The 23,824-nt window shown below is 73.6% G+C and carries 19 protein-coding genes; 7 read left to right on the top strand and 12 right to left on the bottom strand.

What is annotated here, in order from left to right; genetic code table 11:
* The first annotated feature begins 36 nt into the window (after nucleotides 1-36).
* Both ACWD0F_RS13240 and ACWD0F_RS13235 read left to right on the top strand, forming a co-directional pair.
* Entirely contained in the window at nucleotides 37-1,269 is a 1,233-nt protein-coding gene (locus ACWD0F_RS13240) for an RNA polymerase sigma factor (protein ID WP_449874938.1), read from the top strand.
* 207 nt (nucleotides 1,270-1,476) lie between these two features.
* The gene (locus ACWD0F_RS13235; protein WP_449874936.1) at nucleotides 1,477-2,766 is read left to right on the top strand and encodes an FAD-binding oxidoreductase; all 1,290 of its coding nucleotides are present in this window, start codon (nucleotides 1,477-1,479) and stop codon (nucleotides 2,764-2,766) included.
* 16 nt (nucleotides 2,767-2,782) lie between these two features.
* On the opposite strand, the gene ACWD0F_RS13230 is transcribed toward ACWD0F_RS13235, so the two are convergent.
* From ACWD0F_RS13230 to ACWD0F_RS13200, 7 genes are read right to left on the bottom strand one after another with little or no spacing between them, the layout of a single operon-like run.
* Complete coding sequence (locus ACWD0F_RS13230) at nucleotides 2,783-4,147, bottom strand: LLM class flavin-dependent oxidoreductase (protein ID WP_449874934.1); 1,365 nt, start codon at nucleotides 4,145-4,147, stop codon at nucleotides 2,783-2,785.
* On the bottom strand, nucleotides 4,144-5,319 hold the full coding sequence (locus ACWD0F_RS13225) for an SfnB family sulfur acquisition oxidoreductase (protein WP_449874932.1): 1,176 nt from the start codon (nucleotides 5,317-5,319) through the stop codon (nucleotides 4,144-4,146). Before ACWD0F_RS13225 ends, ACWD0F_RS13230 begins: the two co-directional genes overlap by 4 nt.
* 1 nt (nucleotide 5,320) lies before the next feature.
* The gene (locus ACWD0F_RS13220; RefSeq protein ID WP_449874930.1) at nucleotides 5,321-6,889 is read right to left on the bottom strand and encodes a dipeptide ABC transporter ATP-binding protein; all 1,569 of its coding nucleotides are present in this window, start codon (nucleotides 6,887-6,889) and stop codon (nucleotides 5,321-5,323) included.
* The gene (locus ACWD0F_RS13215) at nucleotides 6,886-7,695 is read right to left on the bottom strand and encodes an ABC transporter permease (protein WP_449874928.1); all 810 of its coding nucleotides are present in this window, start codon (nucleotides 7,693-7,695) and stop codon (nucleotides 6,886-6,888) included. Before ACWD0F_RS13215 ends, ACWD0F_RS13220 begins: the two co-directional genes overlap by 4 nt.
* Entirely contained in the window at nucleotides 7,692-8,621 is a 930-nt protein-coding gene (locus ACWD0F_RS13210) for an ABC transporter permease (protein WP_449874926.1), read from the bottom strand. Before ACWD0F_RS13210 ends, ACWD0F_RS13215 begins: the two co-directional genes overlap by 4 nt.
* Complete coding sequence (locus tag ACWD0F_RS13205) at nucleotides 8,618-10,222, bottom strand: ABC transporter substrate-binding protein (protein WP_449874924.1); 1,605 nt, start codon at nucleotides 10,220-10,222, stop codon at nucleotides 8,618-8,620. The genes ACWD0F_RS13210 and ACWD0F_RS13205 overlap by 4 nt, the downstream gene beginning before the upstream one ends.
* Nucleotides 10,219-11,844, bottom strand: coding sequence for an ABC transporter substrate-binding protein (locus ACWD0F_RS13200; protein ID WP_449874923.1), 1,626 nt, complete (start codon nucleotides 11,842-11,844; stop codon nucleotides 10,219-10,221). Before ACWD0F_RS13200 ends, ACWD0F_RS13205 begins: the two co-directional genes overlap by 4 nt.
* An 87-nt stretch (nucleotides 11,845-11,931) precedes the next feature.
* Between ACWD0F_RS13200 and ACWD0F_RS13195 the strand changes: the two genes are divergently transcribed.
* The 3 genes from ACWD0F_RS13195 to ACWD0F_RS13185 are packed head-to-tail and all read left to right on the top strand — an operon-like array spanning nucleotide 11,932 to nucleotide 15,490.
* Nucleotides 11,932-13,113, top strand: a complete 1,182-nt coding sequence (locus ACWD0F_RS13195; protein ID WP_449874922.1) for an SfnB family sulfur acquisition oxidoreductase — start codon at nucleotides 11,932-11,934, stop codon at nucleotides 13,111-13,113.
* A gap of 11 nt (nucleotides 13,114-13,124) precedes the next feature.
* On the top strand, nucleotides 13,125-14,282 hold the full coding sequence (locus ACWD0F_RS13190; protein WP_449874921.1) for an LLM class flavin-dependent oxidoreductase: 1,158 nt from the start codon (nucleotides 13,125-13,127) through the stop codon (nucleotides 14,280-14,282).
* Nucleotides 14,279-15,490 carry an acyl-CoA dehydrogenase family protein gene (locus ACWD0F_RS13185; RefSeq protein ID WP_449874919.1) on the top strand — a complete coding sequence of 404 codons (1,212 nt, stop codon included), beginning with the start codon at nucleotides 14,279-14,281 and terminating at the stop codon, nucleotides 15,488-15,490. Before ACWD0F_RS13190 ends, ACWD0F_RS13185 begins: the two co-directional genes overlap by 4 nt.
* On the opposite strand, the gene ACWD0F_RS13180 is transcribed toward ACWD0F_RS13185, so the two are convergent.
* The gene (locus tag ACWD0F_RS13180) at nucleotides 15,487-16,110 is read right to left on the bottom strand and encodes a TetR/AcrR family transcriptional regulator (protein WP_449874917.1); all 624 of its coding nucleotides are present in this window, start codon (nucleotides 16,108-16,110) and stop codon (nucleotides 15,487-15,489) included. The two genes, ACWD0F_RS13185 and ACWD0F_RS13180, sit on opposite strands and share 4 nt — an antisense overlap.
* Before the next feature lie 104 nt (nucleotides 16,111-16,214).
* Here ACWD0F_RS13180 and ACWD0F_RS13175 point away from each other — a divergent pair, with 104 nt between their 5' ends.
* Nucleotides 16,215-17,186, top strand: coding sequence for an NADP-dependent oxidoreductase (locus ACWD0F_RS13175; RefSeq protein ID WP_449874915.1), 972 nt, complete (start codon nucleotides 16,215-16,217; stop codon nucleotides 17,184-17,186).
* A 36-nt stretch (nucleotides 17,187-17,222) separates the two neighbouring features.
* Here ACWD0F_RS13175 and ACWD0F_RS13170 read toward each other — a convergent pair whose 3' ends face one another.
* The 4 genes from ACWD0F_RS13170 to ACWD0F_RS13155 form a co-directional block, all read right to left on the bottom strand.
* Complete coding sequence (locus ACWD0F_RS13170; RefSeq protein WP_449875025.1) at nucleotides 17,223-18,938, bottom strand: FAD/NAD(P)-binding protein; 1,716 nt, start codon at nucleotides 18,936-18,938, stop codon at nucleotides 17,223-17,225.
* 156 nt (nucleotides 18,939-19,094) lie between these two features.
* On the bottom strand, nucleotides 19,095-19,364 hold the full coding sequence (locus ACWD0F_RS13165; RefSeq protein ID WP_449874913.1) for a WGxxGxxG family protein: 270 nt from the start codon (nucleotides 19,362-19,364) through the stop codon (nucleotides 19,095-19,097).
* Nucleotides 19,365-19,495: 131 nt separating this feature from the next.
* A complete protein-coding gene (locus ACWD0F_RS13160) occupies nucleotides 19,496-20,413 on the bottom strand; it encodes a lysophospholipid acyltransferase family protein (RefSeq protein ID WP_449874911.1) in 918 nt (305 codons plus the stop codon).
* On the bottom strand, nucleotides 20,410-21,141 hold the full coding sequence (locus tag ACWD0F_RS13155) for a GNAT family N-acetyltransferase (protein WP_449874909.1): 732 nt from the start codon (nucleotides 21,139-21,141) through the stop codon (nucleotides 20,410-20,412). Before ACWD0F_RS13155 ends, ACWD0F_RS13160 begins: the two co-directional genes overlap by 4 nt.
* Nucleotides 21,142-21,607: 466 nt before the next feature.
* Here ACWD0F_RS13155 and ACWD0F_RS13150 point away from each other — a divergent pair, with 466 nt between their 5' ends.
* On the top strand, nucleotides 21,608-23,755 hold the full coding sequence (locus tag ACWD0F_RS13150; RefSeq protein WP_449874907.1) for an elongation factor G: 2,148 nt from the start codon (nucleotides 21,608-21,610) through the stop codon (nucleotides 23,753-23,755).
* Nucleotides 23,756-23,824: the final 69 nt, after the last annotated feature.

Raw genomic sequence — 23,824 nt, 5'->3', positions numbered from 1 at the left:
GCGGACGGCCGGTCAGCCGGTGAGCGAGGCCGGAGGGTGAGCGAGGTCGAGGAGCTGCTGCGCGAGCTGGCGCCGCGGGTGCTGGGCGCGCTCGTACGCCGTTACGAGCAGTTCGACGCCTGCGAGGACGCCGTGCAGGAGGCGATGCTGGACGCGGCGGTGCAGTGGCCGGAGCAGGGCGTCCCCGACCATCCGCGAGCCTGGCTGACCACCGTCGCCACTCGCCGGGTCATCGACCACATCCGCAGCGAGCACGCCCGCCGGCGCAGAGAGGGACACGTCGCGGTCAGCGTGCCGGCCGACGCGTTCGTGGTGCCGGCCCCCGGCGAGGAGCGGCCCGGCGACCAGGACGACACGCTGACGCTGCTCTTCCTGTGCTGCCATCCGGCGTTGTCGCAGGCCACGCAGCTCGCGCTGACGCTGCGCGCCGTGGGCGGGCTGACGACGGCGCAGATCGCCGGCGCGTTCCTGGTGCCGGAGGCGACGATGGCGCAGCGCATCAGCCGGGCCAAGCAGCGCGTCAAGGCCACCGGGGTGCCGTTCGGGCCCCCGCCGGAGGCCGAGCGGGCCGAACGCCTGCTGGTGGTGCTGCACGTGCTCTACCTGATCTTCAACGAGGGTTACACCGCCACCTCGGGGCCCGATCTGCACCGCCCCGAGCTGACGGGCGAGGCGATCAGGCTCACCCGGGCCGTACGGCGGCTGCTGCCGGCGGACGGGGAGGTCGCGGGGCTGCTGGCGCTCATGCTGCTCACCGAGGCGCGGCGGCCGGCCAGGACCGGGGCGGACGGGCGGCTGATCCCGCTGGCCGAGCAGGATCGCGGCCTGTGGGACCGCGCGCTCGTCGACGAGGGCGTCGAGCTGGTCACCGAGGCGCTGTCCACCTCCGTCGTCGGCGCCTACCAGCTCCAGGCGGCCATCGCGGCGGTGCACGTCGAGGCGCCCAGCGCCGCGGAGACGGACTGGCCGCAGATCCTCGCCCTGTACGGCCTGTTGTCCGGCATCGAGGACAATCCCGTGGTCAGGCTCAACCACGCGGTCGCCGTGGCCATGGTGCGGGGTCCGCGGGCAGGGCTCGACCTGCTCGGACACCTGGCCGCCGACGAGCGGATGGCCCGGCACCACCGGCTGGCCGCGGTGCGCGCGCATCTGCTGGAGATGGCCGGGGACGCGGCGGGGGCGGTGACGGGGTACCGCGAGGCGGCCCGGCGGACGACGAGCCTGCAGGAGCGGCGCTATCTCGAAAGCCGGGCGGAGCGCCTGTCGTGACCATGAGGTCCGGTACGCGGCGCGGCTGAGCCGGAAGTCCGCCCCGTACGACCGGCGACGTACCCGGGATGACGACGGCCGGCGGATTCCCGGCGCGCCCCGCCGCACGATTCTTGCCCTTAAGGGCGGTGGTAAGGAAACGGGAACGAGGCCGTAAGCGCCCTTCAGCACAGTGGTCTTCGATCACCTTGAATGAAGGGCGGACAGATGAGCCAGCCGTACATCCTCCAGGACGACATCCGGCTTTCCGGCTTCACCGGGCCCGTGCACCGGCCCGGCGAGGCCGCCTACGACGAGGAGCGCCGCTCGCTGAACCCGGCCGTGGACGCCCGCCCGGCGGTGGTGGCCGAGGCGTACGACGTCGCCGGTGTGCGGGCCGCGCTGCTGGCGGCGCGGGGGCACGGGGTGCCGTTCGCGGTCCAGGCGACCGGGCACGGCACGCACGCCGCGTGCGACGGCGGCGTCCTGGTCAAGACGTCCCCGATGGCGTCGGTGCTGGTGGACCCGGTGCGCCGGATCGCCAGGGTGGGGCCGGGCGCCCGCTGGGGCGAGGTGATCGCCGCCGCCGCGCCGTTCGGGCTGGCGCCGCTGTCCGGCTCCTCCCCCGCCGTCGGCGTGACCGGCTACACCCTGGGCGGCGGGCTCGGCTGGCTGGGCCGCCGGTACGGCTTCGCCGCCGACAGCGTGCTGCGGGCCGAGGTCGTGCTGGCCGACGGCCGGCACGTCACGGCGAGCCCCGGCAGCCATCCCGAGCTGTTCTGGGCGCTGCGCGGCGGCGGCGGCGGGTTCGGCGTGGTGACCTCGCTGGAGTTCCGGCTGTACCCGGTCGAGCGGGTGTACTCGGGCTTCGCCTGCTTCCCCATCGAGGCGGCGGCCGAGACGCTGGACGCCTACCGGACCTGGATCGACGACGCCCCGGACGAGATCAGCACGGCGGTCGTGCTCACGCGGCTGCCCGGCGACGCGCCCGAGCCGCTGCGCGGCAGGCGCGTGGTGCTGGTCAAGGTCGTGCACGCGGGGGCGGCGCGGGAGGCCAGGCGGCTGCTCGCGCCGCTGTGGCGGGCGGCCGGGCGGCCGATCGCGGACGAGCTGCGCGAGAGCACGTACGCGGCGACGGCCATGGGCGGCACGCCCGTCAAGCACCTGGACCTGGTCGACGACATGCCCGGCGAGCTCGTCGGCACGCTGGTGCGGGCGTCGGAGCGGGCGCAGACGGTGGAGATCCGCCACTGGGGCGGCGCGCTGGGCCGTCCCGGGCCGGACGCGGGCCCGGCCGGCCACCGGAGCACGAAGGTGTCGGTGATCGTGGACACGCCGGTCCCCGGCCTGGCCGGGGAGCTGCGGCCGTACGCGAACGGGGGAACGTTCCTCAACTTCCTGTCCGACCCGTCCAGGACGGCCGCGGCCTACCTGCCGGCGGACCACCGCCGGCTGCGCGAGGTCAAGCGCTCCTACGACCCGGACGGCTTCTTCCGCGTCGGCCACGTCGCCCGGTGACTCACAGGTGCCTGACTCACAGATGACGGTGGGCGGCTCCGGGATGGGTCGGCGGCAGGCGGTGGATCCCGGCGCCGAGCAGGCGCTCGCGCAGAGTGGTGTCGTCGTAGGAGGTGCGGTACCGGCCGCGGCGCTGCAACTCGGGCACGACCAGCTCGATGAAGTCCTCGGCCGTCCCCGGCGACAGGTACTGCATGAGGTTGAAGCCGGCCGCGCCGGTCTCGTCGGCCCAGCGCTCGATCTCGTCGGCCACCCGCTCGGGCGTGCCCGCGACGAAGAACGGCCCGCCCCGGCCGATCGCGCCGACCGAGTCGAGGACGTCGCGCACCGTCAGCCCCCGTCCGACCAGCGGGCGTACGGCCCGCTCGGTGAAGTCGCCCCCTCGGGCCACGATGTCGTCGATCAGCTCGCCCGGCTCGTAGGCGGCCAGGTCGATGCCGCTGCCCCGCTGGGCCAGGAAGCCCTCCGGCCTGATGTGCCGCTGCAGCCCGGCGACCTTGGCGTCCACCTCGGCCTGGGTCCTGGCCACGATGACGGAGGCGCCGGGGAAGACCTTGACGTGGTCGGGGTCGCGGCCGTGCGCGGCGGCCCGGCCGCGCACGTCGTCGATCTCCTCGCGCAGCGCCTCCAGGGTCGGCGCGCCGGTGAAGATGGCCTCGGCGTGCCGGGCGGCGAAGTCCTTGCCGCGCTCGGAGTTGCCGGCCTGGTAGATGACGGGCGTCCGCTGCGGCGACGGCTCGGCCAGGTGCGGCCCGGCGACCCTGAAGTGTTTGCCGACGTGGTCGATGGGGTGGACCTTGGCGGGGTCGGTGTAGATGTTCCGCTCGGTGTCCCTGATCACCGCGTCGTCCTCCCAGCTCCCCTCCCAGAGCTTGTAGACGACCTCCAGGTACTCCTCGGCGATCTCGTAGCGCAGGTCGTGCTCGATCTCGTCGTCGAGGCCGAAGTTGCGGGCCGCGCTGCGCAGGTAGGAGGTGACGACGTTCCAGGCCACCCGGCCCTTGGTGAGGTGGTCGAGGGTGGACATGCGGCGGGCGTGCGCGAACGGCGGCTCGTAGGTGGTGGAGAACGTCACCGCGAACCCGAGGTGCCGGGTGACGGCGGCCATGGCGGGCACCACCAGCATCGGGTCGTTGGCGGGGATCTGCACGGCCTCGCGGACGGCGGTGTCGTAGCCGCCCCGGTAGCGGTCGTAGGCGCCGACGACGTCGGCCAGGAAGACGGCGTCGAACAGGCCGCGCTCCAGCAGCTCGGCCAGCTCGGTCCAGTAGTCGATGTCGGTGTAGCGGTGGCGGTTGTTGTCGGGATGGGTCCACAGGCCGTGCTGGATGTGGCCGACGCAGTTCATCTCGAACAGGTTGAAGTGGATGATGCGGCTCATCGGGGGAGGCTCCTCGGGGCGATGCCGTTGAGGTGGTAGTTACCGACGTCGTGGACCTTCGCCCGGCGCGGGTCGTGGACGGTGTGGGTGCGGGCGTTGCGCCAGTGCCGGTCGTAGTTGTGCGCGCGCAGGGCGGCGCCGGCGCCGGCCAGCTCGAACCACTCGCTGGTGACCCGGTTGGCGGCCCGGTCGGCCTGGGCGCGGGCGGCGGCCATCGCGACGGCCGCCTCGTCGGCCCAGAGCTCGGCCTCCTCGGGCGGCGCGGCGCGGGCCCGGTCCACGGCGTCGCCGGCGCTCTCCAGCAGCGCCCTGGCGGCCCGCGTCAGCACGGCCAGCTCGCCGAAGAGCTGCACGACGACCGGGTCCTCGACGACGCGCGCGGGCTCGTCGCCCGGCCAGCCGCCCCGGGTGTAGCCGCGCAGGTATTCGGCCGCCTCGGCGAGCGCGCCCTCGGCGATGCCGGTGTCGATGGCGGCGTGGATGAGCAGCCCGAAGCTGCGGTACGTGCCCTCGCGCCGGGTCGGCATCACCCGTTCGGCCGGCACGAACACCTCCTCCAGCAGCACGGTGCCGCTCGCGGTCGTGCGCTGGCCCATGCCGTCCCAGTCGTCGACGACCGTCAGGCCGGGTGCGTCGCGGGCGACGAACGCGGTGTGCGCCTTCTCCTCCTCGTCCAGCGCGATCACGGGGATCCAGTGGGCGAACAGGGCTCCGGTCGAGTAGACCTTGCGGCCGGAGATGACGTGGCCGCCCTCGGCGGGCCGCAGCGTGGCGCGCTCGCGGGCGCCGTCCGGGCCGCGCGCGTCCACGGCGGCGTTGCCGAGCCGCTTGCCCGCCAGCACCTCCCGGTAGAAGAACGCCTGCTGGGCCGGGCTGCCGTGCTCGGTGAGCGTGTCGAGGTACCAGAAGTGGTTCTGCGGGATCTGGCCGATGCTGCCGTCGGCCGCCGCCAGCTCCCTGATGACGGCGCCGAGCGTCGCGGTGCGCACGCCGGCGCCGCCGTGCGCGGCGGGGACCGTGATGCCGAGCAGCCCGCTCTCCGACAGCGCCTCGATCTCCGCCACCGGCAGGATGCGCTCGGCGTCGCGCCGCGCGGCGCCCGGCGCGAAGTCGCGGGCCAGCTCGCGGGCGACCTCGACGGCCTCCTCGTCGGTCTTGATCACATGAGTCATGTCACACCGTCGCCAATCTCGGAATCGCCGCCACCAGTTCCCGGGTGTACGGGTGGGCGGGCGTGCGGAAGACCCGCTCGACGGGGCCCTCCTCCACGACCTCGCCGTCCTTCATCACCAGGACCCGGTCGCACAGGTGGTGGACCACGCCCAGGTCGTGGGAGATGAACAGGTAGGCCACGCCCGTCTCCCGCTGTACGTCCTCCAGCAGGTCGAGCACCTGGGCCTGGACGGACACGTCGAGAGCGGACACGGGCTCGTCGCAGACGATCACGGCCGGGCGCGGCGCCAGCGCGCGGGCGATGGCGACGCGCTGCCGCTGCCCGCCGGAGAGCTGCAGCGGCCGGCGGGCCAGGTGCTGGGCGCCGAGCCCGACGAGTTCGAGCAGCTCGACGGAGCGCTCGCGGCGCTGCCCGCGCGGCACCCCGGCCACGGCCAGGGCCTCGGCGAGCACCTTCGCGACGGTGTAGCGGGGGTCGAAGGCGGCCAGGGTGTCCTGGTAGACGACCTGGATGTGCCGCCGCATGGCGCGGTCGCGCTCCGCCCAGGTCCGCCCGAGCACCTCGACGGCGCCGGCGTCGGGCTCGGTGAGGCCGAGCACGATCCTGGCCGTCGTGGTCTTGCCGGAGCCGGACTCGCCCACGATGCCGACCGTCTCGGCCGCCCGCAGCGTGAACGACACGTCGCGCACGGCGGCCCGTCCGCCGAACGACTTGCCGATCCCGTCGGCGCGCACCACCACGTCGCCGGCGGGCGGGCGCGGCCCGGCGGGGGCGGCGCCGGACAGGCGGGTGCCCTTGGTGTGCTCGGCCGGGATGGCCCGCAGGAGCTCGCGGGTGTAGGCGTGCTCGGGCTCGGTGAGCACCCGCCGGGTGGGCCCCTGCTCGACGATGACCCCGTCCTTCATGACCGCCACCCGGTCGGCCAGCCTGGCGACCACGGCCAGGTCGTGGCTGATCACGAGCAGCGACCTGTCCTGGGTCTTGAGCTCCGCCAGCAGGTCAAGGACCTGCGCCTGGATCGTCACGTCCAGGGCCGTGGTCGGCTCGTCGGCGATGACGAGGTCGGGCTCGGCGGCGATGGCCGCGGCGATCAGGGCGCGCTGCCGGAGCCCGCCGGACAGCTCGTGCGGGAGCTGCGCGGCGCGCAGCGCGGGCTCGGGCACGCCGGCCGCGGTGAGCAGCTCCTCCACCCGGGCGCGGCGGGCGGCGCCGGTCAGGCCGGTGTGCGCGGCCAGGACCTCGGCGATCTCCTTGCCGACCGGGCGCAGCGGGTCGAGGGAGACCAGCGCGTCCTGGAGCACGAAGCCGATCCGGCCGCCGCGCACCCGCCGCCAGCCGCGCTCGCGCATCCCGGTCAGGTCCCGGCCGTCGAAGGTCAGCTCGTCCGCGCGGACTTTCGCGCTCTCGCCGGTGAGGCCGACGAGGGTGCGGGCGGTGACGCTCTTGCCCGAGCCGGACTCGCCGACCAGGGCCAGGCATTCGCCGCGCGCTATCTCCAGCGAGATCCCGCGCACGACCTCCGCCGGGCCGAAGGCCACGCGCAGGTTCTCCACCTTGACCAGGCTCACCAGGTTCTCCCTTCGGATCGCAGCCGGAGCGCCCGGCCGACGACGGTCACGCTGATCACCGTGAGCGTGATCGCCGCGCCGGGGAACACGCCGTACCACCAGGCACGTGAGACGAAGTTGCGGGCGGTGGACAACATGGAGCCCCATTCGGGCTCCGGCGGCGGGGTGCCGAGGCCGAGGAAGCTCAGCGCGGACCCGGCCACCAGCGCCGTGCCGACGCCGATGGTGGCCAGGATGAGCACCGGTTTGACGGCGTTCGGCAGGATGTGGCGGAGCACCACGCGCGCCCGGGACAGGCCGAGCGCGTGGGCCGCCTCCACGTAGCTGGAGGAGCGGATGGTCAGGGTCTGGGCGCGGACGAGGCGGGCGTAGCCGGGGATGCCGGCCACGCCGATGGCGAGCACCGCGTTGGAGGTGCCGCCGCCCGCCACGGTGATGACGACCAGGGCCAGCAGCAACTCGGGGAAGGCCAGCCCGATGTCGGACAGGCGCATGATGACGTTCTCGACGATCCGGTTGCCCAGCCCGGCGGCCAGGCCGAGCAGCCCGCCGAAGATCAGCGCGATGGTGATCGCGCCGAAGCCGAGCAACAGCGACGTGCGGGTGCCGTGCACGATGCGGGCCAGCACGTCCCTGCCGTTCTCGTCGGTGCCGAGCGGATGGGCGCCGCTGGGCGGGCGCAGCGTCTGGGCGCTGTCCACCGCGAGGGGGTCCTGCGCGGAGAACAGGTCGGGCGCCAGGGCGGCCAGCACCAGCACGACCAGCACCGCCGCCGCCAGCCAGACGCCGGGTCGCGAGCTCTTCACGACACTCCCTTCAGCCTGGGGTCGATGGCCACGTAGAGCAGGTCGACCACGAGGTTCACCAGCACGTAGATGAGCGCGGACAGCAGCACGACGCCGAGCACGACCGGCAGGTCCTTGGCGTTGACGGCGGCGATCAGCAGCCGGCCGATGCCCTGGCGGGTGAAGAGCGTCTCGGTGATGACCGCGCCGCCGAGCAGCGCGCCCACCCAGTAGCCGCTCATCGTGACGAGCGGCAGCAGGGCGTGCCGGAGCGCGTGCCGCACACGTACGGCGGCGTCGGCCAGGCCCCGGCTGCGGGCGCTGACGATGAACGGCTCGTCGAGCACCTCCTCCAGGGCCTCGCGCAGCACGTGGCCGAGCACGCCCGCGATCGGCAGCGCCAGCGAGAGCGTGGGCAGCACGAGCGAGGCGAGCCCGTGGCTGCCGGTCGCGGGGAAGAGCCGCAGCCCGAAGGAGAAGACGGTCAGCAGCACGATGCCGAGCCAGAACGTCGGCGTCGAGGCCACCACCAACTCCGTCCCCGAGGCGAGGCCGCGCAGCCAGCGGCGGCGCTTGGCCGTGGCCAGCGCGACCGCGACCGCCAGGGCCAGGCCGGTGACGGCGGCGGCCAGCGCCAGCTCCAGGGTGGCCGCCGCCTGCTCGCCGATGGCCTGGGTGACCGGCGTGTGCAGGCGGTAGGAGGTGCCGAAGTCGCCGCGCAGGATGCGCCACAGGTGGGCGGCGTACTGCGCGTACCAGGGCTGGTCGAGGCCGTACTCGGCGGTGACCTGGGCGAGCACCTCGGGGGTGGGGGCCGCGCCCTCCCCGCCGACGATGGCCTCGGCGGGGTCGCCCGGGGTGAAGTGCAGCACCAGGAACGTCAGGGTGGCCGCGCCCCACAACACGCCGGCCCCGGCCAGCAGCCGCCATCCGACGAACTTGATCACTGGTCCAGCCAGGTGTCGTAGAAGTACGGCGACGGGTAGGCGGGGGTGAAGGCCAGGTCGCGGACCTTCTTCTGGTAGGACACCGGCCGCGGGTCGTTGTAGAACGGGAGGGCCGGGGCCAGCTCGGCCAGCCTGGCCTGCGCCTGGCCGTACAGCTCGGGCTTGCCCTGCCTGGCCTGGTCGAGCAGGTCGTCGAGCCGGTCGTCGCGCAGGCGGGCGACGTTCTGGCCGCGGCGCTCGTCGGTGGTGATGTTGTCGGAGGAGTACTGGATCCAGAGCACGTCGGCCGTGTTCGTGGCCCACAGGCCGGAGGCCAGGTCGTAGTCGCCCTTCAGCGAGCGGTCGGTGAGCTCCTGCTCCGGCGGCGTCTGGAGCTGGATGTCCAGGCCGATCTTCCGGGCCGCGGCCTGGGTCTGGACGGCGATCTGCATGCGCTGGGCGGGGAAGTTGGCGGCGATCGGGAAGTAGGCGGTCAGCCGCTTGCCGTCCTTGGTGCGGATGCCGTCCTTGTCCCGGCCGGTCCAGCCCGCCTCGTCGAGGAGCGCGGCCGCCTTCGCCGCGTCGTGGGCGGCCGGGACGCCGGGTGCGTAGCCGGGGGTGGAGGAGGTGAGGAAGCCCTGCGCGACCTCGTACTGGCCGAAGGAGATGCCCTTGACGATCGACTCGCGGTCCACCGCGGCCAGCAGCGCCTGCCGCACCTTGACGTCGTCGAACGGCGCGCGCGCGGTGTTCAGCCAGAACGCCATCGGGTGGCCGGGGCGGACGACGCTGAGGAAGCCGAGGTCGGGGTTGGCCTTGACGTCCTCGATGTTCTGCGGCGGGGTGAAGTCGATGGCGTGCACCTCGCCGGCGGCGAGCGCGTTGTAGCGGGTGGCGTCCTCGGTGAGGAAGCGGATCTCCAGCCGCTCCAGGTAGGCGGGGCCGGTGTGCTTGGCGCTCTTGGGACCCCAGTTGTAGTCCGGGTTGCGGCGGTAGGTGATGCTCTGGCCCTTGGTCCAGCGTTCGAACACGAACGGGCCGGACCCGATCGGGTGCTGGCAGATGCTCTCCGGGGACTCCTTGATCTGCTTCGGGGAGATCATGCCGAGGTAGCCCTGGGCGAGGATGTCGAGGAACGGCTTGTACGGCGAGGACAGGCGCACCTCCAGGGTGTGCTCGTCGACGACCTTGGCGTCCTGGTAGGGCGCGATGTAGGAGGCGGCCAGCGGGGACTTGGTCGCGGGGTCGCGCATGTGCTCGAAGTTCGTCTTCAGGGCGTCGGCGTTCCAGACGGCGCCGTCATGGAACTTCACGCCCTGGCGGAGCTTGAAGGTGTACGTCAGGCCGTCGGCCGACACCTGCCAGCTGTCGGCCAGCCAGGGCTGGATCGTGCCGTCGGCGTCGTACCAGACCAGCGAGTCGGCCACCGGCACGGTCGTCACGGGGCCGTCGGAGCTGGCGTTGCCGTGCGGGTCGAGGCAGGGCGGCTCCTGCCCGTTCTCGCCCAGCACCAGGGTGCCGCCGGCCTTCGGGGCGCCGCCGCCGGTCGAGCCCGCGGCGGTGGTGCCGCAGCCCGCGAGCAGGACGGCGGACAGGAGGATCAGAAGGGGGGTCTTGGTCATGGTGCGCTCACCCAGGTGTCGTGGAAGGTGACGGCGCCGTACGCGTGGTCCCAGGTCAGGCCCTGGACCTTCTTCTGGGCGGAGACCAGGCTCGGGCGGTTGTACAGCGGGATGGCGGGCGCCAGCTCGATCAGCCTGGCCTGGGCCCGCTGGTAGAAGCCGGCGCGCCCGGCCGCGTCGGTGGCGGCGCGGGCCTGGCCGAGCAGCTTGTCGATCTCGGGGTCGGAGAGCCTGGTGGTGTTCTGGCCGCGCCGCTCCTCGGTGGTGATGTTCTTCGAGGAGTACTGGATCCAGAGCACGTCGGCGGTGTTGGTGGTCCAGATGCCGACCGAGACGTCGAAGTCGCCCTGCGCGGTGCGGTCGGCGGAGACCTGCGCGGTGACGCTCTCGATCTTGATCTCGATGCCCGCCTTGGCGGCGGCGGCCTGCGCCTGGACGAGGATCTGCGTGTTCTGCGGGTTCACGCCCGTGTCCAGGGCGGTGGCGGTCAGCCGCTTGCCGTCCTTGAGGCGGATGCCGTCCTTGTCCTTGGCGGTCCAGCCGGCCTCGTCCAGCAGGGTGGCCGCCTTGGCGGGGTCGTAGCCGATCTGGCCGGCTTCGGCGTGGTCGGGGGTGGAGGGGGTGACGAAGCCGGTGGCGAGCTTCCACTGGCTGAAGGAGACGCTGTTCAGGATCGCCTGGCGGTCCACGGCGAGGGTGAGCGCCTGCCGGACGCGGGCGTCGCCGAAGGGGGCGCGGCCGGTGTTCAGCCAGATGGAGAACGGGTGGCCCGGACGGTCGACGGTGGTGAAGGCCAGGTCGGGATTGCTCTTGACGTCCTCGACGTCGGCGGGCGGGGTGTTGTCGATGACGTCGACCTCGCCGGCGAGCAGCGCGTTGTAACGGGTGGCGTCCTCGGCGAGGAACCGGATCTCCAGCGCGTCCAGGTAGGCGGGGCCGGCGTGCTGCCCGGGCGGCGCCCACGCGTAGTCCGGATTCTTCCGGTAGGTGATGCTCTGGCCCTTGGTCCACTTCTCGAACTCGAACGGTCCCGAGCCGATCGGCCGCTCACACGTGGTCTGCGGCGCCTCCTTGAGCTGCTTCGGGGAGATCATCGCCAGGTAGGACTGGGCGAGCACGTTGAGGAAGGCCGAATAGGGCGATGACAGGCGCACCTTCAGCGTGTGCGCGTCCACGACCTCGCTGTCCTCGTACGGCGCGATGTACGCGGCGGCCAGCGGCGACTTGGTCGCCGGATCCCGCATGTGCTCCAGGTTCGCCTTCAGCCCTTCGGCGTCCCACGGCGCGCCGTCATGGAAGCGCACGCCGTCGCGGAGCGTGAAGGTGTAGGTCAGACCGTCGTCGGAGACCTTCCAGGCGGAGGCCAGCCATGGCTTGAGCGTGCCGTCGGCGTCCTGCCACAACAACGAGTCGAAGATCGGGCGGCCGACCACCGTGGTGTTGGTGGTGGAGAGCTGATGGGGGTCAAGACAGGCGGGCTCGTCGCCGTTCTCGCCGAGCACGAGGCGGCCTCCGGCCTTGGTGGCGGGCGCGCCGGTCTCCGGGGCCGGGGCGGCTCCGCACGCGGCAGACAGGGACGCGATCAAAGCGACGATGAGCAGCGATTTCAACCTGGTGAGCATGAGGGTCCTAACGGAAACAGGTATTGCCTACCTGCATTGCAGGGATTACGGTGAACCATAACGTAACACGCAGAACGGACGAAACACATGACCCATGTGATCGCGAACGACGCCGAGGCGCTGGCGGTGGCCCGTGACCTCGCCGAACGGTTCGCGGTGGACGCGGCCGTGCGCGACGCCGAACGCCGCCTGCCAGGACCGGAACTCGACCTGCTGTCGGACAGCGGCCTGCTCGCCGTCACCGTGCCACGCGAGCACGGCGGCGCCGACGTGACCGCCCGCACGATCGCCGAGGTGTTCCGGCTCCTGGCCGCCGCCGACCCGAGCCTCGCGCAGATACCCCAGAGCCACTTCGTGTACGTGAACGTGCTGCGCCGGCAGGGCACGCCGGAGCAGCGCAAGTTCTTCTTCGACGAGGTCCTCGACGGGCGGCGCTTCGGCAACGCCCAGTCGGAGGCGGGCACGAAGCACGTGCAGGACTACCGGACGTCCCTCTTGGCCGTCCCCGGCGGCGGATTCCTGCTGAACGGCACGAAGCACTACAGCACGGGCGCGCTGTTCGCCCACTGGATCCCGGTGCTGGCGCGGCGCGAGGACGGGACGCTGCACGTGGCCTACGTGCCGCGCGACGCCCCCGGCCTGACCGTCGTCGACGACTGGGCGGGCATGGGGCAGCGCACCACGGCCAGCGGCACGGTGCGGCTGGAGGACGTGGCCGTGCCGGAGGATCGGGTGGTGCCGCACCACCTGACCTTCCAGGGCCCGCAGCTCCACGGCGCGTTCGCGCAGCTCCTGCACGCCGCCATCGACGTGGGCATCGCGTCGGGCGCGCTGGCGGAGGCCGCCGAGTTCGTCAGGACCAAGGCGCGGCCGTGGTTCGAGAGCGGACAGGAGAAGGCGGCCGACGATCCCCTGGTGATCCAGCGGGTCGGCGAGCTGGCCCTCAAGGTGCGGGCGGCCGAGGCGCTGCTCGACGCGGCCGGCGCCGCCGTCGACGCGGCCCGCGCCGACCTGACCGAGGAGTCGGCCGGGGCCGCCTCGATCGCCGTGGCCGCCGCGAAGGCGTTCGCCGATCCGGTCGCGGTCGAGCTGGGCAGCGCGATCTTCGAGCTGGGCGGCACCCGGTCGAGCCTGGAAGGGCTCAACCTCAACCGGCACTGGCGCAACGCCCGTACCCACACCCTGCACGATCCGGCCCGCTGGAAGATCCAGCACATCGGCCGCTACGTACTCAACGGCCAGTTGCCACCGCGCCACGGCCTGCTCTAAGGGACAACACGATGACTTTGACGTTCCACTGGTTCCTGCCCACGTACGGCGACAGCCGCGACGTCGTCGGCGGCGGCCACGGGCTGCCCGCCGGGTCGGCCGGCGGGGCCCGCCCGGCCACCCTGCCCTACCTGCGGCAGATCGTGCAGACGGCCGAGCAGCTCGGCTTCGTCGGCGCGCTCACGCCCACGGGCGCGTGGTGCGAGGACGCCTGGCTGACGACCGCGATGCTGGCCGACACGACCGAGCGGCTGAAGTTCCTGGTCGCCTTCCGCCCCGGGCTGGTCTCGCCCACGCTGGCCGCGCAGATGGGGGCCACCTTCCAGCGGCATTCGAAGGGCCGGCTGCTGCTCAACGTGGTGACCGGAGGGGAGAGCCACGAGCAGCGGGCGTACGGGGACTTCCTGGACAAGGACGCCCGGTACGCCCGCACCGACGAGTTCCTGCACATCGTGCGCGCGTTGTGGCGCGGCGAGACCGTCGACTTCACCGGCGAGCACCTGCGGGTGGAGGGGGCGCGGCTCAACCGGCTGCCCGATCCGGTGCCCGACGTCTACTTCGGCGGCTCGTCGCCGGCGGCCGGGCAGGTGGCGGCGCGGCACGTGGACGCGTACCTCACCTGGGGCGAGCCGCCCTCGGCGGTCGCGGAGAAGATCGCCTGGGTGACCGAGCTCGCCGCCGCCGAGGGCCGCACCCTGCGGCAGGGCATCCGGCTGCACGTCATCACCAGGGACACCGCCGAGCAGGCGTGGGCCCAGGCGGGCCGGCTGCTGGACGGGATCGACCCGGCCACCGTGGAGAAGGTGCAGGCGGGGCTGGCCCGCAGCGAGTCGGAGGGGCAGAAGCGCATGCTCGCCCTGCACGGCGGGCGCCGCGACGACCTGGAGATCTACCCCAACCTGTGGGCCGGCGTGGGGCTGGTCCGCGGCGGGGCGGGCACGGCGCTGGTCGGCAGCCACACCGAGGTGGCCGACCGGATCGAGGAGTATCACCGGCTGGGCATCACGGAGTTCGTCCTGTCGGGGCATCCGCATGTGGAGGAGGCGTACTGGTTCGGGGAGGGCGTGCTGCCGATCCTGCGGGAGCGGGGGCTGTGGCGGCATCCCACCGAGCCCGACGGCGAGGACGCTCCGGCGCAGATCCCGTTCGCCTCGGCGGGGACCCGATGAGCCGGCCCGATCTGGCTCCCACCATCGACGCCCCCGACGCTGCCGCTGACGGTGCCGGGGTCTCCGTCGCCGAGTTGCGGCGGCGGGCCGGGGAGCTGCTTCCGGCGCTGGCCGCCGGGGCCGCCGAGCGGGAACGCGGCCGGGAGCTGCCGCACGAGCAGGTCCGGGCGGTGGCCGCGGCCGGACTGCTCACGTTCCGGATCCCGCGTGCGCACGGCGGGGCGGGCTCGACGGTCGAGGAGGTCTTCGCCTTCCTGATCGACCTCGCCGCCGCCGACTCCAACATCGCCCAGGCCCTGCGCCCCAGCTTCGGCCGCGTCGAGCACCTGCTCGCCGCCGCGGCGCCGGAACGGGAGCGGTGGTATCCGCGCTTCCTGGCCGGGGACGTCTTCGGCAACGCGGGCTGGGAGACCGGCGGGCCCAGCGGGGCCGTGCGCACCCGGATCAGCGCCGACGGCAGGGTGGACGGCAGCAAGTACTACAGCACCGGCGCCCTGTACGCCGACTGGATCGGCGCGGCGGCCGTGGACGACCACGGCGAGAAGGTCTACTTCACCCTGCCCCGCGACCGGGAGGGGCTGGAACTGGTCGACGACTTCGACGGCATCGGCCAGCGGCTCACGGCCAGCGGCACCACCCGGCTGACGGGCGTGGCCGTGCACCCGTCCGAGGTCAGCAAGCGCACGGGCGACGCCGGGCGCACGCCCGTCACGCCCTTCCTGCAGCTCTACCTGGCCGCCGTGCAGGCGGGGATCGCCCGCAACGCCGTGGACGACGCGGTGGCCTTCGCCCGGTCGCACGCCCGGCCCATCGAGCACAGCAGCGCCGGGCTCTCGGTGGACGACCCGTACGTGCAGCACGCCGTGGGCGAGATCGCGGCGCGGGCGTACGCGGCCGAGGCCGCGGTGCTGCGCGCGGCGGCGGCCATCGACCGGGCGTGGGCCGGCGACCTCGCGCCCGATCTGCTCACCTCGGCGGCCGTCGAGGTCGCGCAGGCGCAGTTCTTCGCGGCGGAGTCGGCGCTGAAGGCGGGCGAGCTGCTGTTCGACGTGGGGGGCGGATCGGCGGTGGCGGGGCGGCACAACCTGGACCGGCACTGGCGCAACGCCAGGACCGTCGCCAACCACAACCCGCGCGCCTGGAAGGCGGCCGTCGTGGGCGCCCACCGGCTCAACGGCACAGAGCCACCGTTGAACGGCCTCTTCTAGCGCACGGCGCCGCTCGGGTGGTCTTTCTCCGGTGGGGCGAGGCCGTCCATGACCAGCGAGAAGAGGTGCTCTCGCCGCTCGGCGAGAGCCGGCGCCTGGTCGGTGATCCAGCTCAGCGCGTTGACCAGGGCGAACAAGTCCAGGCCATCGATGTCACCCCGGATGTGCCCGGCCGCCTGCGCCCGTTCCAGCAGGCGGCCCGCCGCCGCCCGCATCGTGTGGCAGGAGCCGTACAGCGGCGACGTCGGGTCGCTGAGGGTGGACATCATCGAGGCGGCCAGCCCGCGATAGGCGCCGGCCCCGCGGACGAAGTCGTGCAGCCACTCCGTCAGCGCCTCGCCCGGCGCCCCCTGGGCCGTCAGGGTCTCGGCCCGTTCCGCGAGCCGGTCGAACCGATCCCCCAGCAGCGCCTCCAGCAGCGCCTCCCGCGTCGGGAAGTGCCGGTAGAGGGTCCCGAGCCCCACCTCGGCACGGCGCGCGATGTCGCGCAGGGACGCGTCGGTGCCCCGCTCCGCGACGACCACCGCCGCCACGGCGAGCAGGCGCTCCCGGTTGCGCCGCGCGTCGGCCCTGGGCGGCCGGGCGACCGGCGGCCGGTCCGGTTCGTCGGTTTCGGTCATGCGGGAAGCCTCTCACGGCTTGACATTCGGAGCAGTGCTCCGCTTATTATTCGGAGCGCTGCTCCGTATCATAGCGGGGCCGACACCCGTCAAGGGAGACACCCATGCCCGCGACCATGAACGCCGTGCGCCTGCACGCCTTCGGCGGCCCAGAGGTTCTCACGTACGAAGAGGTGCCACGACCCGAGCCGGGTCCCGGCGAGGTCCTCGTCCGCGTCCACGCCGTCGGGCTGAACCCGCCCGACTGGTACGCCCGCACCGGCTACGCCAACATCCCCGAGGACGTGCGCCCCGAGGTCCCTCTCCCCTACATCCCCGGGTCGGACGTCTCGGGGGTCGTCGCCGCCCTCGGCGCCGGCGTCACCGAGTGGTCGGAGGGGGACGAGGTGTTCGGGCTCATCCGCTTCCCGCGCCTGGGCCACGGCGGCCGGGCGTACGCGGAGTACACCACCGCGCCCGCCGGGGATCTCGCCCGCAAGCCCGCCGCCGTCGACCACGTGCGCGCGGCGGGGGCGCCCATGGCGGGGCTGACGGCCTACCAGTTCCTCTTCGACCTCATCGGAGTGCGCTCCGGCAGCAGGGTGCTGGTGAACGGCGCGGCCGGCGGGGTGGGGCACTTCGCCGTGCAACTCGCCCGGGACGCCGGCGCGTACGTCATCGGCGTCGCCTCGGGCCGCCATGCCGCGTTCCTGAAGGACCTGGGGGTGGACGAGTACGTCGACTACACCGCCGTGGCCGCCGAGGACGTGGTGCGGGACGTCGACCATCTGATCGACGCCGTCGGCGGGCCCCGGGGACACCGGTTCCTGCCGGTGCTCAAGGACGGCGGCACGCTCACCCCCGTGTTCTTCGGCGACTATCACGGGGAGGCGGCGGCCAGGCGCGGGATCCGGCGGCTGTCGGGCCGGGTGCATTCGGACGGACGGCAGATGGGCGAGCTGGCCGGGCTGCTCGGCGAGGGGCGGCTGCGCGTCGGGATCGACAGCGTGTTCCCCCTGCGGGAGGCCGCCCAGGCCCACGAGCGCGCCGAGCGCGGCCACATCCAGGGCAAGATCGTGCTGACCGTCCTCCCCTGACACCCACGCGGCTCAGGCCACGCTCGAAACCTGGGCTCAGGCCACCGCCCGAAGGCGGCCGGCCGCCGTCTGGCCCAGCATGGCGCGTGCCAGCTCGTCCGCGTGCCGGAAGAGCGGCGCGTCGGCCCCCGGCCGGGCGAACCCCGCCGTGCCGCGCCCGCCGACCGCCCATGGCCCGAAGGCGAAGCGCCGGGGATGGGCGACCCCCGACCGGCCCACCAGCCGCCGGTCGGGCAGCCGCACGTCGAGCAGCCCGCCCGCCTCCCGGCACTCCCCCAGCGCGTGCAACCTGCCGAGCAGCGGATCGGTGCTGCGGCGCACGCTCGGCTCCGGCAGCCGCGCCTCGATGAGCGCCCGCGCCCGCACCGCCCCGGGAACGGTGAGGCTCGTCGCCGCCCAGGCCCCGGCCCGGTCGTCCTGCTCGACCCGCGTCCCGGCCCCCAGGAACGTGACCACGCCCGCCCGCGTCAGCGCCCGTAACTCGGCCAGCCGGGGCGCGGGCGGTCCGCTGGCGAAGAAGTTGTACAGCCCGTTGAACCAGGGGCCGAGGTCCTCGTCGGCCAGGGCGGCGCGGACGGAGATCAGCGCGTGCAGCATCGCCAGGTCCGCGCTGTGTGCCGGGTCGGCCCGCCGCGCCAGGTCGGCCGCCACATAGCCGGTCATCCACCGCCGCAACCCCGCGAGGTCGCCGAACCGGATCCCGTGCAGCGGGTGCTCCAGCCGGTCGAGGTGCAGCCGGTCGGCGAAGCGGGAGACGGACTTCGTGACGAGCGCGCGCATCTCCTTGCCGCCCCATTCGGCTCGCGCGAAGGCGGGCTCGAACGCGGCCCACTCGGTCTTGACGCGCGACGGGTGGGCGGTGAACAACTCGCGGTAGTACGCGTACGCCAGCTCCTTGGCGACCTCCCGCCGGTCGACCGGCCCGCCGGTGAGGAACCTGGGCGGCTCGGGCGGCCCGGCGGGGAGCCGGTAGCCGATCTTGGCGTGGTTCGGGACGCCCCGGCGCGAGCCCACGTACAGGTGCGGCTCGGCGCCGCTGGGCAGATAGGCGAGTTCGCCGTCGCCGCCGTCCGTGAAGCGGCCCCCGCGGCCCGAGGTGAGCAGCACCATCAGGTCGACGAACGCCAGCCCCGCGCCGCGCACGATCACCGGCTCACCCGCCGGGAGCGTGTCCGGATCGAGGTCGGCGGCGTATCCGGTGGGCACGTGCACCAGGCCGTGACCGGCGGCGAAGGCGGCCTGCCCGGCCTCCTCCGGCGAGGGCAGCACGCCCTGGTGGCCCTGGGCGAGCACCACCGTCTCGACGTCCAGCCGTTCGCCGGTGGACAGCTCCACCCGCTGGCCCGCGGGGAGGTCGGACAGCCCGACCGCGCCGGCCTGGTGCAGGCGGATCCGGACGTTGCGCGGCGCGGTGGCCGCGATGCGCTCGAACGCGTGCGCGAGATAACGGCTCAGCACCGGGCGCGGAGCGAAGAACCCGGGATCGCAGCCGAGCCAGTCCGCCAGCGAGGGCCCGGGCCGGATCGGCCCCGCGCAGCGCACCGACGCGTCGGCGAAGACGGTGATGTCGGCGGCGGCCGAGTTGGCCCAGAGCAGCTCCGGTTGCTCGGCTCGCCATACGCGCCCGGCCCCATGTGGATACGGGTCGATGACGTGTACGTCGAGCACACGGTCGCCCAGCACCTCTGGGGCATTGGCGCAGATTCGCTCCACCAGACAGGTCCCGGTGGGACCCGCCCCGATCACCGCCATCGCGCTCACTGGCCCGCCCTCCCCAGAATAACCTATATAAACAGTAGGTAATGTGGGAATGGCTGTCAATTGAGAATGGCCGTCAATGTGGCACGACCACCTTTCCGGCGGCCGTGCCACTCGAATTCACCCCGGCCTTGGCCGGAGCGGAATCCGTTAAGGGCGCGTGGTCCGGCCGGACATGTGCTCAGCCGTGCCGACGTGGTTTCGCTGCTTGCGCATGCCGGCCAGACCGAGCAGCCCGAGCAGGCCCAGCAGGCCCCACAGGCCGGCGTTGCCCCCGTCGTCTCGGTTGGTGTTGTCCTGAGGTGCGGGTGTCACTTGGCTCTGCGCGACGGGCTCGACGGGCGTGTCAGCCGTCGCCGCAGCAGCCGGGCCTAGCGTCAAGAAGAACGCCAGGCCCAGCCCGGTGAGCGTCTTGCGCATTGGGTTCCCCCGATCCGGCGATCTCGCAACCGCGGAGACCGCCTTTCACACCTTCCTGCTGGAAGGCTCCTGATAGCGGGGCAATCTCCATTCCCCCTGCTAAATACGCCCATACCATCACTAAGCGGGCATCAAACGCCTTCTCCTGGCCGGCGAGCCGCCGGCACGCCCGTACGCACGTGGGCTTCGGCGATTGCGGCCAGCGCCGCGCGGGCAGCCGGGCGGCGTGCGGTGGGCGCGAGCCGTACCGGAGCGAGCAAGCGCACCTCGACGGCCAGGTCCCGGGTCGCGATGACCCGCAGCGCGGAGGCGAGCAGCGGGTCGTCGCCCACGTAGCAGGCCCTGGTGGAGCGGGCCGGGCCCTCGTGGTAACGGAGCGTCACCGGGCGTACCTCGGCGCCGGCGTCCAGGGCCGCCTGGAACACGGCCGGGCGGAACCGGCCCATCCCGCGCCCGCACCACGTGGTGCCCTCGGGGAAGGCGACCACGGTGTCGCCCGCGCTGAGCGCGCCGGTGATCGTCGCGATGGCGGCCGGCAGGGCGTACAGGCGTTCCCTGTCGATGAACAGCGCCCCTGAGGCCGCCACCAGCGTGCGGACGACGGGCCATCCGGCGATCTCGCGCTTGGCGAGCGGGCGTGCGGGGAGGGTGGCCGCGATGACCAGCGGGTCGAGCCAGGACACATGGTTCGCCACCACCAACGTCCCCGGCCCAGGCGTTCCCGGCTCCGTCAGGGGTTTCCGCGCCGGGGACGTCGCCGTCTCGTCGATGACCTCGATCCGGACGCCGAGCGCGTGCAGCAGCGACCTCGCCCATGTCCGCGTCAGTGCCGCCCGCCGCGCCGGGAGGGCCCGGCAGGCGAGGGTCAGCGGCAGTCCGGCGAGCACCACGACAAGCGCCGCGAGGAGCCGTGCCATCCGCTGGAGGGGACCGGCGCCGCGGGCAGGGGCTCGCACGCAGGCGGCGGGCGAGCAGGGGCTGAGGGGACGCCAGGGGTTCGGCCCTGTCTGGCGTACCGTGCCCGGCGGGTCGCCGGTGAGGGTGCTCACCGGGGCTCTCCCAGGAAGTGCCGCAGGTAGCGGGTATTGACGTTGGCCATGGACAGCAGCATGAAGAAGTCGGCGGTCCCGAAGTCCGCGTCGTGCGCGGGCGCGCCGCACACCCACGAGCCCAGCCGCAGATACCCGCGGAGCAGCGCGGGAGGCACGAACCGGTCGGGACGGGCCGCGCCGGGGGCGCGCCACGGCGCACGCGGCGTGACCCGATATTCCTCGGGCCCCAGGGGAACCCGCTCGGCGACGGCGGCGGCCAGCGCGCCCCCGTCGTCGAGGGGCACCGAGCAGCAGCCCGCCAGCCACGCGTGGCCGCCGGCGACCATGTACCTGGCGATGCCCGCCCACAGCCGGGCCACCACCGCGCCACCCCGATGGTCGGGGTGCACGCAGGTGCGACCGGCCTCGACCAGGTCCTTCCTGAGGGGCCCGAGGTTGGCGAGGTCGAATTCGGCGTCGGAGTACAGCCGCTCGGCACGTCCAGGGGGCAGCAGCCGGTAGGTGCCGACGACGTCGCGGCCGTCGCGTACCAGGAGGTGGTCGCAGTAGGCGTCGAGCCGGTCCGCGTCGAGGCCGGAGACGGGGCTGTCGAGCCGCGCCCCCATCTCCTCGGCGAAGACCTGATACCGCAGCCGCTGGGCGGCCTGCACGTCGGCGGCGCTCGTGGCCACGCCGACCGTGTACCGGCCAGTGTCCAGAGAGCCCGTGTCCAGAGAGATCGTCATGGGCGCGTGTCCTTCCCGGAAAAGGTCTCGCGCCTATGTCGACAGGCGGAAATGACGAGCGCACCGCACCCCGGGGGCAGCGAGGCGTCGGCGCGGTGAACCTCGGCACCGCAGGCCGCGCCCCGGCCGAGCCGGGCCGGCGATCAGCACGGCGGGCGGACCTCGCGCGATAAATCATTTCTCGCGCCTCGCCCGTTTCACTACACTCGCCACCAATGCCGTACCGCATCGACGAGGGAAAGGAGCCGGCCGTGCGCCTCCGCACCGCTGTTGCCATCCCTCCGTCCCGGTACGAGGTGATCCTGATGTCTTCGTCCTTCCGGTGCGGGCCGCGCGGCCCGCACCGGATGCCCTGACGGAGCCCGTACCCCTGGTGCGCCGGCACCGGGATGTTCGTATGCCCGCGTTCGCGGGACCGTTCCTTCAGGGGAATCGCGCCGTCCTGTCAAGATCATCCCGAAAGGGCATGGCTGTGCGCGCTCACCTGTCCACCTCCCTGACCCTCGTCCGCAACCTCGGCATCCTCGCCCACGTCGACGCCGGCAAGACCACCGTCACCGAGCGGATGCTCTACCTGACCGGCGCCACCCACAAGCGGGGCGAGGTGCACGACGGCACGACCGTCACCGACTTCGACCCGCAGGAGCGCGACCGTGGCATCACGATCTTCGCCGCCGCGGTGAGCTGTGCCTGGGACGGTCACCGGATCAACCTGATCGACACCCCCGGCCACGTCGACTTCTCCGACGAGGTGGAGCGGTCGCTGCGGGTGCTCGACGGCGCGATCGCGGTGTTCGACGCCGTCGCCGGGGTCGAACCGCAGAGCGAGTCCGTCTGGCGGCTGGCCGACCGGTACGCCGTGCCGCGCATCGCGTTCGTGAACAAGCTGGACCGCGCGGGCGCCGACCTCGACGCGGCCGTGGACTCGATCCGGCGGCGGCTGCACCCGGCGCCGCTGGTGGTCCAGCTCCCGATCGGGCGTGAGGACGGCTTCACCGGCGTCGTCGACCTGCTCGGGATGCGCGCCCTGACGTGGGCCGGCGACGTCCTGGAGGAGGGGCCGGTGCCGGACGGCCTGCTGGAGGAGGCGCGGCGGCGGCGCAGGCTCCTTGAGGAGGCGGTGGCCGAGCTGCATCCGCGGGCGCTGGAGGAGTTCTGCGCGGCGCCGGCGATCTCCGCGCGGACGCTCGCCGGGGCGCTGCGCGACCTGACGCGCACCGGTGCGGGCCTGGTGGTGCTCTGCGGCTCCGCCTACCGCGATCGCGGGATCGAGCCGCTGCTCGACGCGGTGGTGGCGTACCTGCCCTCGCCGCTGGACGTGCCCGCGGTGCGCGGCACGCTCGGCGGGGCGGATCAGGAGCGGGCCGCCGATCCGGCGGCGCCGCTGGCCGCGCTGGTGTTCAAGGTGAGCTCGGCCGCCACCGGCCGGCTGACCTACCTGCGGGTCTATTCGGGAACGTTGCGGAAGGGGGACACCGTGCTGGACACCGGCACGATGCGCGGCGAGCGCGTCAGCCGCATCCTGCGCGTGCAGGCCGACCGCCACACCGAGATCGGCGAGGCGCCGGCCGGGGACATCGTCGCCGTGGTGGGCCCGAAGGGCGCCCGCACCGGCACGACCCTGTGCGCTCCCGGGGCCCCCGTGGTGCTGGAGCCGCCGAGCTCGGCGGCGCCGGTGGTGTCCGTGGCGGTCGAGGCGCGCGGCGGCGCGGACGCCGACCGGCTGGCCGCCGCGCTGGCGCGGCTGACCGAGGAGGACCCGTCGCTGACGGTCCGCACGGACGCCGAGACCGGGCAGACGGTGTTGTCGGGCCTGGGTGAGCTGCATCTGGAGGTGGCGGCGGAGAAGCTCCGGCGCGACCACGGGCTCGCCGTCCGCGTCGGCCGGCCGCAGGTGGCGCACCGGGAGACGGTCGTCGCCGGGGTGTCCGGGCTGCTGTACCGGCACGTCAAGCAGGACGGAGGGGCGGGACAGTTCGCCCACGTCGTGCTGACCGTCGAGCCGCTGGACAGCGACGGCCAGAGCGGTCCGAGCGGCCCGAGCGGTCGCCCGAGCGGTGACCCCGGTAACGGCCTCAGTGCTGGAGCCGGTGACGGCCTCAGTGCTGGATCCGGTGCTGGATCCGGTGGCGGCTTCGTGTTCCGGTCCGTGGTGACCGGTGGGCGGGTGCCACGCGAGTACGTGCGCGCGGTGGAGGCCGGGTGCCGGGACGCCCTGGCCGCCGGGCCGCTCGGCGGGCACCCGGTGACCGGCCTGCGGGTCACGCTGACCGACGGGGCCACCCATCCGAAGGACTCCTCGGAACTGGCCTTCAGGACGGCGGGCCGGCTCGCGCTGCGCGAGGCGTTGCGTGGTTGCGTGATGGCGCTGCTGGAGCCGGTGGTGGAGATCACGGTCACAGTGCCGGAGGACTCGGCCGGCGGGGTGCTGGGCGACCTGGCCGCCCGGCGCGGCCGCATCTCGGGCTCGGCGGCGCGGGGCGGCACGGTGGTGATCACCGCGACCGTGCCGCTGGCCGAGGTGTTCGGCTACGCGACCCGGTTGCGCAGCCGGACCCAGGGTCGCGGCACGTTCACCACCCGGGCGGCCGGATACGCCCCGGCGAGCCGGTGAGCGACGGCCCCGTCCGCACCCGCGGACGGGGCCGTTCCGCTCCGCCGGATGCCCGGCGGCCACGTTCTG

It is taken from the genome of Nonomuraea sp. NPDC002799, from assembly GCF_053592075.1.
The sequence above is the reverse complement of the archived record's forward strand: the minus strand, read 5'-3'. Positions and strand labels throughout refer to the sequence as shown.

Excerpts from the sequence above, each read along its gene's own strand:
- ACWD0F_RS13235 (WP_449874936.1), top strand. The coding sequence starts at position 1,477 with ATGAGCCAGCCGTACATCCTCCAGGACGACATCCGGCTTTCCGGCTTC.
- ACWD0F_RS13230 (WP_449874934.1), bottom strand. The coding sequence starts at position 4,147 with ATGAGCCGCATCATCCACTTCAACCTGTTCGAGATGAACTGCGTCGGC.
- ACWD0F_RS13225 (WP_449874932.1), bottom strand. The coding sequence starts at position 5,319 with ATGACTCATGTGATCAAGACCGACGAGGAGGCCGTCGAGGTCGCCCGC.
- ACWD0F_RS13205 (WP_449874924.1), bottom strand. The coding sequence starts at position 10,222 with ATGACCAAGACCCCCCTTCTGATCCTCCTGTCCGCCGTCCTGCTCGCG.
- ACWD0F_RS13200 (WP_449874923.1), bottom strand. The coding sequence starts at position 11,844 with ATGCTCACCAGGTTGAAATCGCTGCTCATCGTCGCTTTGATCGCGTCC.
- ACWD0F_RS13195 (WP_449874922.1), top strand. The coding sequence starts at position 11,932 with ATGACCCATGTGATCGCGAACGACGCCGAGGCGCTGGCGGTGGCCCGT.
- ACWD0F_RS13190 (WP_449874921.1), top strand. The coding sequence starts at position 13,125 with ATGACTTTGACGTTCCACTGGTTCCTGCCCACGTACGGCGACAGCCGC.
- ACWD0F_RS13185 (WP_449874919.1), top strand. The coding sequence starts at position 14,279 with ATGAGCCGGCCCGATCTGGCTCCCACCATCGACGCCCCCGACGCTGCC.
- ACWD0F_RS13180 (WP_449874917.1), bottom strand. The coding sequence starts at position 16,110 with ATGACCGAAACCGACGAACCGGACCGGCCGCCGGTCGCCCGGCCGCCC.
- ACWD0F_RS13175 (WP_449874915.1), top strand. The coding sequence starts at position 16,215 with ATGCCCGCGACCATGAACGCCGTGCGCCTGCACGCCTTCGGCGGCCCA.
- ACWD0F_RS13170 (WP_449875025.1), bottom strand. The coding sequence starts at position 18,938 with ATGGCGGTGATCGGGGCGGGTCCCACCGGGACCTGTCTGGTGGAGCGA.
- ACWD0F_RS13165 (WP_449874913.1), bottom strand. The coding sequence starts at position 19,364 with ATGCGCAAGACGCTCACCGGGCTGGGCCTGGCGTTCTTCTTGACGCTA.
- ACWD0F_RS13155 (WP_449874909.1), bottom strand. The coding sequence starts at position 21,141 with ATGACGATCTCTCTGGACACGGGCTCTCTGGACACTGGCCGGTACACG.
- ACWD0F_RS13150 (WP_449874907.1), top strand. The coding sequence starts at position 21,608 with ATGGCTGTGCGCGCTCACCTGTCCACCTCCCTGACCCTCGTCCGCAAC.